The 12,690-nt window shown below is 59.7% G+C and carries 14 protein-coding genes; 13 read left to right on the forward strand and 1 reads right to left on the reverse strand.

What is annotated here, in order from left to right; all coding sequences use genetic code 11:
- Positions 1 to 44: 44 nt before the first annotated feature.
- Positions 45 to 1,760 carry a chloride channel protein gene (locus tag OP496_RS05025; protein ID WP_280562413.1) on the reverse strand — a complete coding sequence of 572 codons (1,716 nt, stop codon included), beginning with the start codon at positions 1,758 to 1,760 and terminating at the stop codon, positions 45 to 47.
- A 262-nt stretch (positions 1,761 to 2,022) separates the two neighbouring features.
- Here OP496_RS05025 and erpA point away from each other — a divergent pair, with 262 nt between their 5' ends.
- From erpA to OP496_RS05090, 13 genes are all read left to right on the forward strand, one after another.
- Positions 2,023 to 2,376 carry an iron-sulfur cluster insertion protein ErpA gene (erpA, locus tag OP496_RS05030; RefSeq protein ID WP_280562414.1) on the forward strand — a complete coding sequence of 118 codons (354 nt, stop codon included), beginning with the start codon at positions 2,023 to 2,025 and terminating at the stop codon, positions 2,374 to 2,376.
- A 143-nt stretch (positions 2,377 to 2,519) separates the two neighbouring features.
- Complete coding sequence (locus tag OP496_RS05035; protein ID WP_280562415.1) at positions 2,520 to 3,296, forward strand: transporter substrate-binding domain-containing protein; 777 nt, start codon at positions 2,520 to 2,522, stop codon at positions 3,294 to 3,296.
- A 125-nt stretch (positions 3,297 to 3,421) separates the two neighbouring features.
- A complete protein-coding gene (locus OP496_RS05040) occupies positions 3,422 to 4,093 on the forward strand; it encodes an amino acid ABC transporter permease (RefSeq protein ID WP_280562416.1) in 672 nt (223 codons plus the stop codon).
- 10 nt (positions 4,094 to 4,103) lie between these two features.
- Positions 4,104 to 4,874 carry an amino acid ABC transporter ATP-binding protein gene (locus tag OP496_RS05045; RefSeq protein WP_280562417.1) on the forward strand — a complete coding sequence of 257 codons (771 nt, stop codon included), beginning with the start codon at positions 4,104 to 4,106 and terminating at the stop codon, positions 4,872 to 4,874.
- A 596-nt stretch (positions 4,875 to 5,470) separates the two neighbouring features.
- The gene (gene mnmG, locus OP496_RS05050; protein ID WP_280562418.1) at positions 5,471 to 7,366 is read left to right on the forward strand and encodes a tRNA uridine-5-carboxymethylaminomethyl(34) synthesis enzyme MnmG; all 1,896 of its coding nucleotides are present in this window, start codon (positions 5,471 to 5,473) and stop codon (positions 7,364 to 7,366) included.
- Positions 7,363 to 7,989, forward strand: a complete 627-nt coding sequence (gene rsmG / locus OP496_RS05055) for a 16S rRNA (guanine(527)-N(7))-methyltransferase RsmG (protein WP_280562419.1) — start codon at positions 7,363 to 7,365, stop codon at positions 7,987 to 7,989. The genes mnmG and rsmG overlap by 4 nt, the downstream gene beginning before the upstream one ends.
- Before the next feature lie 50 nt (positions 7,990 to 8,039).
- The gene (locus tag OP496_RS05060) at positions 8,040 to 8,807 is read left to right on the forward strand and encodes a ParA family protein (protein ID WP_280562420.1); all 768 of its coding nucleotides are present in this window, start codon (positions 8,040 to 8,042) and stop codon (positions 8,805 to 8,807) included.
- 40 nt (positions 8,808 to 8,847) lie between these two features.
- Complete coding sequence (locus OP496_RS05065) at positions 8,848 to 9,783, forward strand: ParB/RepB/Spo0J family partition protein (RefSeq protein WP_280562421.1); 936 nt, start codon at positions 8,848 to 8,850, stop codon at positions 9,781 to 9,783.
- A gap of 227 nt (positions 9,784 to 10,010) precedes the next feature.
- On the forward strand, positions 10,011 to 10,409 hold the full coding sequence (locus tag OP496_RS05070) for an ATP synthase subunit I (RefSeq protein WP_280562422.1): 399 nt from the start codon (positions 10,011 to 10,013) through the stop codon (positions 10,407 to 10,409).
- Between the two features lie 16 nt (positions 10,410 to 10,425).
- Positions 10,426 to 11,289 (forward strand): F0F1 ATP synthase subunit A, encoded by an 864-nt coding sequence (gene atpB / locus OP496_RS05075; RefSeq protein ID WP_280562423.1) that lies wholly within the window; start codon positions 10,426 to 10,428, stop codon positions 11,287 to 11,289.
- Positions 11,290 to 11,341: 52 nt separating this feature from the next.
- Positions 11,342 to 11,590: a F0F1 ATP synthase subunit C gene (gene atpE / locus OP496_RS05080; protein WP_011508579.1), complete on the forward strand. Its 249-nt coding sequence runs from the start codon at positions 11,342 to 11,344 to the stop codon at positions 11,588 to 11,590.
- A gap of 66 nt (positions 11,591 to 11,656) precedes the next feature.
- Complete coding sequence (locus OP496_RS05085; RefSeq protein WP_280562424.1) at positions 11,657 to 12,127, forward strand: F0F1 ATP synthase subunit B; 471 nt, start codon at positions 11,657 to 11,659, stop codon at positions 12,125 to 12,127.
- An 11-nt stretch (positions 12,128 to 12,138) separates the two neighbouring features.
- A complete protein-coding gene (locus OP496_RS05090; RefSeq protein ID WP_280562425.1) occupies positions 12,139 to 12,675 on the forward strand; it encodes a F0F1 ATP synthase subunit delta in 537 nt (178 codons plus the stop codon).
- Positions 12,676 to 12,690 lie beyond the last annotated feature (15 nt).

Genomic DNA, 12,690 nt, shown 5'->3' on the forward strand with positions numbered 1-12,690 from the left:
GAGTCCGATATTCTTGCTGACAATGCCCCGGAGCAATGCAGGGGTCATTTATTACGGTAGTAGTTCTCGATGGCGTCGCGGGTGATGATACCCGAAATCTTGCGGATCAGCGGCGCCGTGGTATGTTCGACGTAGAGCGCATCGACGCCATATTTATTGAGTTGCTCGAAGGCCTCCGAGAGCGTTGCCTGCAAGGAAATGGGCGCCAGATCGACACGCTGACCAGGGATTTCCAGCAGGTCGAAGCGGAGTTCATCCTGCCATTTTTCGTCGAGCATGAGCCTCGCCAGCCCGGCGGCCTTGAGCCCCACCGGGGGTTTGTCGTTCTCGCGCGAGACCACCAGCCAAGTAGGTTTGCCGGCCAGCAGTTCCTGAGCCTGGGCCCGCGACAACACGCGCGGTGCCCGCGCCACGCTACGTTCCATGACGGCGGGCACCGCGATCCTTGACAAGGCTTGCATCAACGGGCGCTGCAAGGGATGCAGACCCTGACTATCGAGCGTGGAGATGAAAAAACCCGAGCAGTGATACCCCTGACGCGCCACCAGCACCGCAATGACCACCGCCAGCATGCCCGGCAGCAAGATGCTCGAATTGTGCGTCAACTCCAGAAGCGCCATCAACGCTGCCAGGGGCGCCTGCAGAATGGCGCCCATCATGGCGGCCATGCCCAGCAGCGAGAACACCGCTGGTGACGAGGCCAGCTCCGGCATCAGCGTGGCCCACAACAGCCCGCACAACGTGCCCAGAGCCGCCCCCGCCACCAGAATCGGCCCAATGATACTCACGGGGATCCCGAAGGCGATGGCCAGTGCCGTCAGCGCCAGCTTGCCGAGCGCCACGGCGATCAGCACATCCAGCGCCGGCTGGCCGACGAGCATGCGCTCCAGCGAGTCGTAGCCCATCCCCTGAACTTGGGGATACCAATAAGCCAGTGCCGCTACGGCCACACCCACTGCCAGGAAGCGCCCCCACATGGGTAGGCGTACTTTCCACGCCGCAGGCCTGGCAAGACGCACGAAGCCGCCGGCCACCAGCCCGATCAACAAGGCTGTAACGGCAATCCAGGGCAAGTCGAACAACGAGGCCAGTTGCACGCTAGGCACCGAGAAAGCGGGTTGGGAACCGTAGACCAACTGCGAAACGACGGCACCGGTGGTCGAGGCCAGAATAACGGGCATGAAACCGGTGATGGTATACTCCATCATCACCACTTCCATGGCGAAGATGACGCCGGCAATCGGCGTATTGAACGATGCGGCAATGCCCGCCGCGGTGCCGCACCCCACCAATACACGCAGGCTGTTGTGGGGCAGCCGCATGATCTGGCCGATCCAGCTCGACGCCGCCGCACCGAGATGAATGGCGGGCCCCTCGCGCCCTGCGGACAGACCACCCAGCAGGGCCACGAGTCCTACCCACCACTGGGTGATCCAGTTGCGTAGCGGCATCTTGCCCTGATGATAGGTCAACCGTTCGATGACATGACCGATGCCGATCTTGCCGGCGCTCGTCGGCATGCGCCACAGCCACAGGCCGATCAGCGCCACGGCGATCAACGGCAACACCACGCGAAGCGGTACTGCGAGTCGCTCGAAGGCCTCGGGGTCGCCATCAGGCATGAAGGCCAACGCCCCAAACTCCAGTGCTCCCCGAAAGACGACCATCAGGCCGCCGGTCAGAAGCCCCGAGAGAACACCCAACACACATAACTGTGGCAACGCATCAACACTTGCCAAGCGGCGACGAAAAGCTTCCATACTGGGCCACTTGAACGGTGGTCGAAACCGACGCGAAGGCACACCGTATCTCCCATGAACGGATAATTTCACCGAGGTCGTGGCACGCGGCATGGCCACACCCCGGCATCGCCATGGCAACCTGACATGGCGTATTTCCTATCATACACCTTAGCGAAGGACGGTAGGCAGCACTCCAGCGCAATATAAAGTTGACCGTTTTGCTTGGTTTTCACGATAATGGGAAGCCATATGCCACACGATGGATTTAAGGAGGTCACCCATGAGCGGGGCTGAATCGTTCGTCCCGGTACCCATGTACTTGACCGATACCGCTGCCCAACGTCTGGGCGTATTGGTCGAGGAAGAGGGCAAGCCGGGTCTCAAACTGCGTGTCTATGTCACCGGTGGAGGCTGCTCGGGCTTCCAGTACGGCTTCGATTTCGCCGAGAATGTCGGCGACGAGGATACCGTCATCGAACATGGCGGCGCGTCGATGATCATTGATGCACTCTCGTATCAATACCTGGTCGGCTCAACGGTAGATTTCGAGGAAAGCCTCGCCGGAGCGCGCTTCATCATCAAGAATCCCAACGCCACGTCCACCTGCGGCTGCGGTGCCTCATTCGCCGTCTGAGCAGTCCTGCAGCGCCTCGGGCGTCCGCCACGCGGATGCCCCCTCTTTGCTCCCTTTCGCGTTCCCCTTCCTTCACTTGACGCCCCCACTGGGACTCGTCAATGTAGGGTCGGTCCCATCAACAACAGCAAACGGGGAACGCTATGAAACACTTGCCACTATATCTACCACTACGTCTTTCCGCCCTGGTTCTGGCACTCGGTACCAGCGGTGCCGCCCTCGCCCAGGATACGCCTACGCTCGCCGTGGCGACCGATCCCAGCTTCGTGCCCTTCGAGATGATGGACGAAGATAGCGGCGAAATGGTCGGTTTCGACATCGACATCATCAACACCATCGCCGATCGTGCCGGCTTCGACATCGATCTCAACACCATGGACTTCAACGGCATCATCCCCGCCGTGCAGACCGGTAACGTCGATATCGCCATCGCGGGTATCACCATTACCGACGAGCGCGGTGAGATCGTTGATTTCTCCGATCCGTACTACGACAGCGGTCTGCGCATCCTGGTCCCCAGCGGCAACGACGACGTCGAGGAACTCGACGACCTCGAAGGCATGCGTATCGGCACCAAGATCGGCTCCACGAGCTACGACTACCTTCAGGAAGAACTTGGTGACGACGCCGAAATCACCCCGTATCCCGGCAGTTCCGACATGTACATGGCCCTCATGGGCGGCAGTGTCGACGCCGTATTCTACGATGCGCCCAACGTCGGCTACTTCGCCGAGACCAAGGGCAAAGGCAAGGCCAAGGTGGTCGGGCCACTCTATGAAGGCCAGCAATACGGCATCGCGTTCGCCAAGGGCAGCGAATGGGTAGAACCCGCTAACGAAGCCCTCAGCGAGATGCGTGAAGACGGCACCTACGACGATATCTACGAAAAGTGGTTCGGCAAGGCGCCTGACGCCGAATAAATACGACGATCCTTCAGGGGCCGGGTGATCCATGCACCCGGCCCCTTTTCATGGCTCATCATCCACCGTAAGCGTCGTCGCCTCAGCGCGCACGTACGTCGAGGCACGGCCCTGGAGACACCTTCGTGGACGTCACTTTCCAGTTCGACTGGCAGGCGGCCATCGCCTCCCTCCCGCATCTTCTCACTGGTATTCCCTGGACCTTGCTGATCTCGTTCGGCGGCCTCGCCATCGGCTTTCTGATCGGCATCATCTTTGGCCTTCTACGCATCAGTCCGCTGCGCTTGCTACGTTGGCCAGCCACGGTCTACATTGAGATCTTCCGCGGCACGCCGGTACTCGTGCAAGTGCTGTTCATCTTCTATGGCTTGCCGCAACTCCTCGGCGGCCCGATCAACGCCGTGGTTGCCGGTATCGCTGCCATCGCCCTCAACGCGGGTGCCTATATTTCGGAAATCGTGCGTGGCGGCGTGCAATCCATCGAAAAGGGCCAGCGCGAAGCCGGCTTGTCGCTGGGCCTGTCGCGAACCGATACCTTCCGCTACATCATCTGGCCCCAGGCGCTACGCCGCATGATCCCGGCGCTCGGCAATCAGGGCATCGTCAGCATCAAGGACACCTCATTGTTCTCGGTCATCGGCGTGGGCGAGTTGGTGCGTCAGGGCCAGGTCTATATCGCGACCACCTTCACCGCGCTCGAGGTCTATTTGATGGTCGCCTTGCTCTATCTGGCGATCACCCTGAGTCTCTCTTTCGCCTTGCGCCTGCTCGAGCGCAAGGGCCTGGTTGGACAATGAGGCGCCTATCATGAATGACAGTCAGCAAGATGCCACCGCTCCGATCGTCACGATGGAGAAGGTCAACAAGTATTTCGGCAGCCTGCACGTAATGCAGGATATCGATCTCGAGATCACCGCCGGCGAGGTGGTTGTCATCGTCGGTGCCAGCGGCTCCGGCAAATCGACACTCATCCGCTGCATCAACGGCCTCGAGGAGTTCCAGTCAGGGCGCATCGTCGTCGATGGCAACGAACTCACACCGCACGGCAAGGGCGGGAAATCGTTGCAGACCATCCGCACCGAAGTCGGCATGGTCTTCCAGCAATTCAACCTGTTTCCCCACTTGTCGGTGCATGCCAACGTGACACTGGCCCCGGAGAAAGTACGCGGGCTCGACAACACCAAGGCCTGGGAAATCGCCGATCGACTGCTCGAACGCGTGGGTATCAGCGATCAAGCCGACAAGTATCCCGGGCAGCTTTCCGGAGGGCAGCAACAACGTGTCGCCTTGGCTCGCGCATTGGCCATGGAACCGCGTCTGATGCTGTTCGATGAGCCCACCTCGGCTCTCGACCCGGAAATGATCGGCGAAGTACTCGATGCCATGCGTGAACTGGCCAACGAGGGCATGACGATGGTGATCGTGACCCACGAAATGGGCTTCGCACGCGAGGTCGCTGACCGCGCCATCTTCGTGCACGGCGGCCGTATCGTCGAACAAGGCATGCCACAGGAAGTCTTCGATCGCCCCCAACACGAACGCACTCAAGCTTTTCTCTCTCGCGTTCTCAAGCATTAGCTTTTTGTTCAGATAGCGCTCCCACCTCACGATCATGCGGCGACCTCCAAGGGTCGCCGCGCTTCATTCTGTCTTCACAGGGCAATTTTTTTCCTGTGCATAACTTCGATGTCACAACCCCCTCATTTTTGTCACCGGCCCCGTCATGCTGGGATTAAGAGACAATACCGCTAAATGTTGACCACTATGAGCAGGAATCCGGTATGCGCCTGGGGACAAGTGGTGCACGATCTGACGTGTGGATAAGCCCCACTTCCATCCACAGGCCATCCCCCGCTCCCGCGCAAGCTATTTGTGTTTTTTCCGACCAGGGATGAACAGCGTAACAAGCTATCAAGACTCGATTTTTTTCACTTATCCCCAGATTTCGCCGAGACCAGTAATAACAACAACAACAGAACTTCTTTTAAATTCTATATTGTTATTAATAAGAGACCCGATGACGAGTCAATCCACTGGCAATCCATGTGTGGAAAACCCTGACGGTTACTCACAAGGGGTTTATACTGTCCGACTATTTGCCAAGCTTCATCGCCTGACGATGAGACTTGCCGACATGCACGACCGCAGTCATACGCTGCGATTCGAGGTGTAACGTGGATTACCCAGACCGCTTTGATGTCATTGTCATCGGCGGGGGCCATGCGGGGACCGAAGCCGCATTGGCTGCCGCTCGCATGGGCTGTCAGACGCTATTGCTGACGCATAACATCGAGACGCTCGGCCAGATGTCCTGCAATCCCGCCATCGGCGGGATCGGCAAAAGCCATCTGGTCAAGGAAATCGATGCCTTGGGCGGCGCCATGGCGCATGCCACCGATCTCGGCGGCATTCAGTTTCGCGTACTCAATTCCCGCAAGGGTCCCGCCGTGCGTGCGACTCGGGCCCAAGCCGATCGCGTCCGTTACAAGGCTGCGATTCGCAGCCAACTGGAAAACCAGTCGCATCTGACACTCTTCCAACAGGCCGCCGATGACCTGATCGTCGATGGCGACACGGTCCGCGGCGTCGTCACTCAGACGGGGATTCGCGTCTTCGGCGAAAGCGTGGTGCTATGCACCGGTACCTTCCTCGGCGGTGTTATCCACATCGGGTTGGATAATCACTCCGGCGGGCGTGCCGGGGATCCGTCTTCCAACGCTTTGTCACAACGCCTGCGTGCCCTGCCGTTCAACGTCGATCGGCTCAAGACCGGTACGCCACCACGTCTGGACGCCAAAAGCGTGGATTTCTCGGTACTCGATACCCAGCCTGGCGATACGCCGACGCCGGTGATGTCGTATCTCGGCAATCGCGAGCAGCATCCGCGCCAGATGAACTGCCATATCGCGCATACCAATGCCCACACCCACGAGATCATTCATGCCAATCTCGAACGCTCGCCGATGTATTCCGGCGACATCGGGGGGGTCGGACCGCGCTATTGCCCGTCCATCGAAGACAAGGTGAACCGCTTTGCGGACAAGTCGAGTCACCAGATCTTCGTCGAGCCCGAAGGCCTCGATACCCACGAGCTCTATCCCAACGGGATTTCGACCTCGCTGCCCTTCGACGTGCAGTTCCAGGTGGTCCGTTCGATCAAGGGGTTCGAGAACGCACACATCACCCGTCCGGGTTATGCCATCGAGTATGATTTCTTCGATCCACGCGACCTGCGTCATTCGCTGGAAACCAAATTTATCCACAACCTGTTCTTCGCCGGTCAGATCAATGGCACCACCGGCTACGAGGAAGCGGCTGCCCAAGGCTTGCTGGCGGGACTCAACGCTGCACGACGCGCCCAAGGACAGGATGCCTGGACGCCGCGTCGCGACGAGGCATATCTCGGGGTACTGGTCGATGACCTGATCACCATGGGCACTCAGGAACCGTACCGCATGTTCACGTCGCGGGCCGAACATCGCCTGTTGCTGCGCGAGGACAACGCCGATTTGCGTCTCACCGAGATCGGGCGGGACCTGGGACTCGTCGATGACGAGCGCTGGCAGCGTTTTTCCACCAAGCGCGAGGCCATCGCCCGAGAATCCGAACGTTTACGGGACACTTGGGTGCAGCCCCAAAGCGAACTTGCCAAGCGTCTCGCTAGCAAGCTCGACAAGCCCTTGGCACGTGAATACCGACTGGCGGATCTAATCAAGCGGCCCGAACTGACGCATGCCGACCTCGACGACGACGCCCCCACGCTCGATCCCAGCGTCGCCGACCAGGTTCAGATCCAAGCCAAGTACCAGGGATACATTGCGCGCCAGCAAGACGAGATCGAGCGTCTGCGTCGCCATGAGACACTGCGTCTGCCTGAGGATCTGGACTACGCACGCATCGATGGCCTATCCAACGAGATCCGTCAGAAGCTCGAAGCTGCGCGGCCTGAGACGCTGGCACAAGCAGGACGTATCTCTGGGGTCACCCCGGCGGCCGTGTCACTCTTGCTGATTCATCTCAAGAAGCGTCGCCTGATCGATGAACAGTCCCTCCAGGCGGCCAATGCATGACCCCAGCTTGTGAAACGCGTCTTGATACCGGCCTCGCCGCGCTCGGGGTCGAAATCGATGCGATGGCCCGTAAGCGCCTGTTGGCGTTGCTCGCGTTGTTGCACAAGTGGAACCGTGCCTATAACCTCACCGCGGTACGCGATCCTGAGCAGATGGTCACCCGCCATCTGCTCGATAGCGCCAGCATAGCGGCGACCGTGCGCGGTCCTTCGTTGCTTGATGTTGGTGCGGGCGCCGGGTTGCCTGGCCTGGTATTGGCGATACTCGATCCACGCCTGGCGGTGACCATGCTCGACGGCAATGGCAAAAAAGTACGCTTTCAGCGCCAGGCCGTTCTAGAGTTGGGGCTAAATAACGTCACGCCGGTGCAAGCGCGGGTCGAAAACTTCGAGCATGGCGGTTTCGATCAGATCGTGTCGCGGGCCTTCGCCGATCTGGCGACCTTCCTCACGCTGACGCGCCCCTTGTTGGCCGAGGATGGCGAGTGGTTGGCGATGAAGGGCCGTGATATGGAGGTGGAGCTTGCCGCCTTGCCGAGCGAGGTGACACTCGTCGAAAACCGCCTGCTGGCGGTGCCGGGCGATGAGGCGCAACGTGTGCTCGTGCGCCTGCGACATAGTTGAATGCCACCAGCGCTGCCGTTTTCGGGCGTTGTCGATAATGGGAGTCGATCGTGACCAAGATAATCGCCTTGACCAACCAGAAGGGTGGCGTTGGCAAGACCACCACCGCAGTCAATCTCGCGGCCTGTCTCGCCGCGCTGGACCGGCGAGTCCTATTGGTCGACCTCGATCCCCAGGGACATACCACCATGGGCAGTGGTGTCGACAAACATGAGCTCGAGGGGAGCGTGCTTGAGGTGCTTCTCGATGGGCGCCGCGCTAGCGAAGTGATTCTCGATTGCCCCGACGCCGGCTATGCCCTGCTGCCCGGCAATGGCGACTTGACCGCTGCCGAAGTCGATCTCCTCGAGCGTGACGGACGTGAGCGCTGCCTGGGCAATGCCCTGGGAAGCGTGGCCGATAGTTACGATGTGGTGATCATCGATTGCCCACCTTCGCTCAACATGCTGACCGTTAACGCCCTGACTGCCGCAGACGGAGTGCTAATTCCTCTGCAATGTGAGTTTTATGCACTGGAAGGGCTCTCGGCACTGCTGGATACTGTCGAGCAGATTCAAACGAACGTGAATCCCGATCTGAGCATTTTTGGCATCGTGCGAACCATGTACGACGCGCGCAACAGCCTGACGCGCGATGTCAGCAAGCAGTTGAGCCAATATTTCGGCGACACCCTGCTCAAGGCATGCATTCCGCGTAACGTACGCGTTGCCGAGGCACCTAGTCACGGCCTGCCGGTAACCAAGTATGCGCGCCTTTCGCGGGGGAGCCAGGCCCATCGGGTGTTGGCCAAGGAACTGATCCGCCGCCTGGCGCTATGATGCGTCCCTGGCGAGTGGGAGACGAATCGAGGAAATACTTATGACGCGCAAACGCGCACTGGGACGCGGCCTGGATGCCTTGATCGGTGCAGGCGCGCGTCAACGCGATGCACTTGGCGATGACGCCATCGATGGCGACGTCGATGGTGACGTCGTGCTGGAACCCGCTCAGGCCTCGGCTGCCAGCGAGGAACAAGAGCAACTGAGGCGCTTGCCGCTGGGACAATTGAGCCGGGGCAAGTATCAGCCACGGCGCGATATTCAGCCCGAGTCGCTCGAGGAACTGGCCGATTCGATTCGTGCCCAGGGCGTTATGCAGCCCATCGTGGTTCGACCGATGGGCGAGTCTCGCTATGAGATCATTGCCGGCGAACGACGCTGGCGGGCGGCGCAGCTCGCAGAGCTCGATGTCATCCCTGCCGTGGTGCGCGAGGTCAGCGACGAAGCCGCCCTCGCCTTGGCGCTGATCGAGAACATCCAGCGCGAAAACCTCAACCCGGTGGAAGAAGCCATGGCGCTGAAGCGTCTGCTCGACGACTTCGAACTCACGCAGCAGCAGGTAGCCGATGCGGTAAGCAAATCGCGCGCGCAAGTGGCGAACCTGCTGCGCTTGTTGAGCCTCGACGAGGAAGTGCAGACATTGCTCGAACGTGGCGATCTGGACATGGGGCATGCGCGTGCTCTGTTGACCCTGCCCGCCGCGCGCCAGCGCAGCATTGCGCGTGAGGTCGTCGAGCGCGATCTGACCGTGCGCCAGACCGAAACGCTGGCCAAGCAGAACGCCAGCGGCAAGGAGGCCGCCAAGTCCACGCCGAGCGCGTCGGGCAATACCGATGTGGCGCGGCTCGAAACGCGTCTCGCCGAACTGCTCGGTGCACCGGTCAAGATCCAGCATGGGGCCTCCGGCAAGGGGCGTGTCACCATTCGCTACACGAGTCTAGATGAACTGGACGGCATCCTGGGCCATATCCAATGACGGGATACCGCCGCGGGATACGCGGCTAGTGTGACAAAATGCCGCAGTCAACGTTTAGCGCGTTAACGTTATTTATCGTCTTTTCGTGCCCCTTTAGTGGTAACGAACTGTCAGATCGCGCTAAATCGGCCCATATTCTGTTGAAGGCCACTAGGCCCTCCCCTATAATCCGCCAAGATTTGTCAGGGTGACGACACCAGCAACAAGAGGACGGTAAGACCGACGCCATGCATAAAACGGCACCGGCCAGGCTCAAGGGCCCACGACTGTTTCCCTTGCTGATGTTGCAGTTGTGCATGGCACTGGGAATGTCGGCACCCACGTTGATCTGGCATACGCCTGAAGCGGCGTTATCGACATTGTCGGGCGGTCTGGTTGCCTGGTTGCCCAACGTCTTTTTTGCCTGGCTGACCTTTCGTCATCAGGGAGCATCGCAAGCGCGCAACATCGTAAACAGTTTCTACCGAGCCGAGGCTGGTAAGTTCGGTTTGACGGCGGCATTGTTCATCGCGGTATTCGTAGCCGTGCCTCCCTCAAACCCCGCTTTCTTCTTTGGCGCTTACGTGGTGACGCAGTTGGTGCACTGGCTGGGACCCTGGCTGTTGCATCGACCGTCGCGCACTTGAACTCGAGGCTTACTCAATGGCAGGCAACAATCCGACGTCTTCGGAGTATATCCAGCACCACCTGCAGAACATGACCTTCGGGTTGCATCCGGAGCATGGGTTGGGACTGGCACATTCCGCGCAGGAAGCCCAGGAAATGGGGTTCTGGGCCATTCACCTGGATACCATGGCCTGGTCGATCGGCCTGGGGATCTTATTCCTGTGGGTATTCCGCATGGTCGCCAAGACCGCGACCACCGGTGTGCCGAGTGGCCTGCAGAACTTCGTCGAGATGATGGTCGAGTTCGTCGATAACTCGGTCCGCGAGACGTTTCACGGCAAGAGCAAGTTGATCGCGCCGCTGTCGCTGACGATCTTCTGCTGGATTTTTCTGATGAACCTCATGGATCTGGTGCCGGTGGACTTCCTGCCGATGCTGGCGCAAAAAATCGGTGCCTGGTTCGGGGCCGATCCCGCGCATGTCTATTTCAAGGTCGTACCGACCACCGACGTTAATGCCACGCTGGGCATGTCGCTGGCGGTATTCGCCCTGATCATCTTCTACAGCATCCGTGAAAAGGGCTTATCCGGCTTCGTGGCTGAGCTGACACTGCACCCGTTCAACGCCTCCAATCCGTTCGTCCAGGCCTTGCTGATTCCCGCCAACTTCCTGCTGGAAGCGGTGACACTGCTGGCCAAGCCCGTGTCGCTGGCACTACGGCTGTTCGGCAACCTCTATGCAGGCGAGCTGATCTTCATCCTGATCGCCATGATCGGCTTGTGGCAGTTGCCTCTGCATTTCGCGTGGGCGACCTTCCACCTTCTGATCATCACTCTGCAAGCGTTTATCTTCATGATGCTGACGATCGTCTATCTGAGCATGGCGACGGAAAAGCATTAACCGGTTTTCTCAACCCCAACCCCTTAAACTTTAAAATAGACTGGAGTCAATCATGGAAGCACAAGTTCTGGGCATGACCGCTATCGCCGTCTCCCTGCTGATCGGCCTGGGTGCATTGGGCACCGCCATCGGTTTCGGCATCCTCGGCGGCAAGTTCCTCGAAGGTGCGGCACGCCAACCGGAAATGATTCCGCAACTGCAGGTGAAGATGTTCATCGTCGCCGGTCTGCTCGACGCTGTGACCATGATCGGTGTGGGGATCGCGCTGTTCTTCACCTTCGCCAATCCGTTTGTCGGTTAACTTTGCCGTCTGGCCCATGGGCCACGGTGACATTAACCCCAAACTTGTGATGCGAGAGGTGCTGGCGTGAATCTGAACCTAACCCTGATCGGTCAGGCCATAGCCTTTGCGGTCTTCGTCTGGTTCTGCATGAAGTTTGTATGGCCACCGGTCATGCAGGCGCTGCAGGAGCGGCAAAAGAAGATCGCCGATGGCCTGGATGCGGCCAGCCGTGCGACTCGCGACCTTGAACTGGCTCAGGAGCAAGCAGCTGAGCAGTTGAAGGAGAGTAAGGAGCAGGCGGCCCAGATCATCGAGCAAGCCCATAAGCGGTCAAACCAGATGATCGAGGAAGCGCGTGACAACGCTCGTCTTGAAGGGGAGCGCATGATTGAAAGCGCTCGCGGCGAGATCGAGCAGGAGACGCAGCGTGCTAAAGAAGAGTTGCGGACCCAGGTGGCGACACTCGCCATTCAAGGGGCCGAGCGTATCCTCGACTCCTCCATTGACGAAGCTAAGCATCGTGAGTTGGTCGACAAGCTCGCGGCTGAGCTCTGAGGAGGTGAGGCATGGCTGAAACGTCTACCGTAGCTCGTCCGTACGCCAAGGCGGCGTTCGAATATGCGCGTGATCAAAAGGCGCTTGAAGCCTGGTCCGGACACCTGGCGTCGGCGGCGCAAGCGGTGGCTGACACCGCTTTCAACGCCAAGGTGGTGGGCAACCCGAAACTGTCCCGAGGACAGAAGACCGAGTTGTTGCTCGAGGTTTGTGGAGAACTCGATGAGTCTCTTCGCAACTTTCTCCGTACCGTTGGCTCGCGAGGACGGTTCGCCGCCCTCCCGGCGATCGCCGAGCAGTTCGAGGCGTTGCGCGCTCGAGAAGAGAAGCGGGTGGATGTGACCATCGTCTCCGCCTTCGATCTGGATGCCGCACAGCAGGACAAGCTCGCGACTGCGCTTAAGAAGCGTCTCAACCGCGAAATCTCCATTACCACTCAGGTGGACCGTGCGCTGATGGGCGGCGTGATCCTGCGTGCCGGCGATACCGTCATCGACGGTTCGGTACGCGGTCGATTGAACCGTCTACGCAACGCACTTTCCGCTTGAGTTCGAGGGACATGG

This window comes from Chromohalobacter sp. 48-RD10 (assembly GCF_029889785.1).
Classification (GTDB): domain Bacteria; phylum Pseudomonadota; class Gammaproteobacteria; order Pseudomonadales; family Halomonadaceae; genus Chromohalobacter.

What these genes read in the sequence shown, in the direction of transcription:
- OP496_RS05090 (WP_280562425.1), top strand. Translation starts at nt 12,139, where the DNA reads ATGGCTGAAACGTCTACCGTAGCTCGTCCGTACGCCAAGGCGGCGTTC.
- atpE (WP_011508579.1), top strand. Translation starts at nt 11,342, where the DNA reads ATGGAAGCACAAGTTCTGGGCATGACCGCTATCGCCGTCTCCCTGCTG.
- OP496_RS05070 (WP_280562422.1), top strand. Translation starts at nt 10,011, where the DNA reads ATGCATAAAACGGCACCGGCCAGGCTCAAGGGCCCACGACTGTTTCCC.
- rsmG (WP_280562419.1), top strand. Translation starts at nt 7,363, where the DNA reads ATGACCCCAGCTTGTGAAACGCGTCTTGATACCGGCCTCGCCGCGCTC.
- OP496_RS05025 (WP_280562413.1), bottom strand. Translation starts at nt 1,760, where the DNA reads ATGGAAGCTTTTCGTCGCCGCTTGGCAAGTGTTGATGCGTTGCCACAG.
- atpB (WP_280562423.1), top strand. Translation starts at nt 10,426, where the DNA reads ATGGCAGGCAACAATCCGACGTCTTCGGAGTATATCCAGCACCACCTG.
- erpA (WP_280562414.1), top strand. Translation starts at nt 2,023, where the DNA reads ATGAGCGGGGCTGAATCGTTCGTCCCGGTACCCATGTACTTGACCGAT.
- OP496_RS05035 (WP_280562415.1), top strand. Translation starts at nt 2,520, where the DNA reads ATGAAACACTTGCCACTATATCTACCACTACGTCTTTCCGCCCTGGTT.
- OP496_RS05065 (WP_280562421.1), top strand. Translation starts at nt 8,848, where the DNA reads ATGACGCGCAAACGCGCACTGGGACGCGGCCTGGATGCCTTGATCGGT.
- OP496_RS05045 (WP_280562417.1), top strand. Translation starts at nt 4,104, where the DNA reads ATGAATGACAGTCAGCAAGATGCCACCGCTCCGATCGTCACGATGGAG.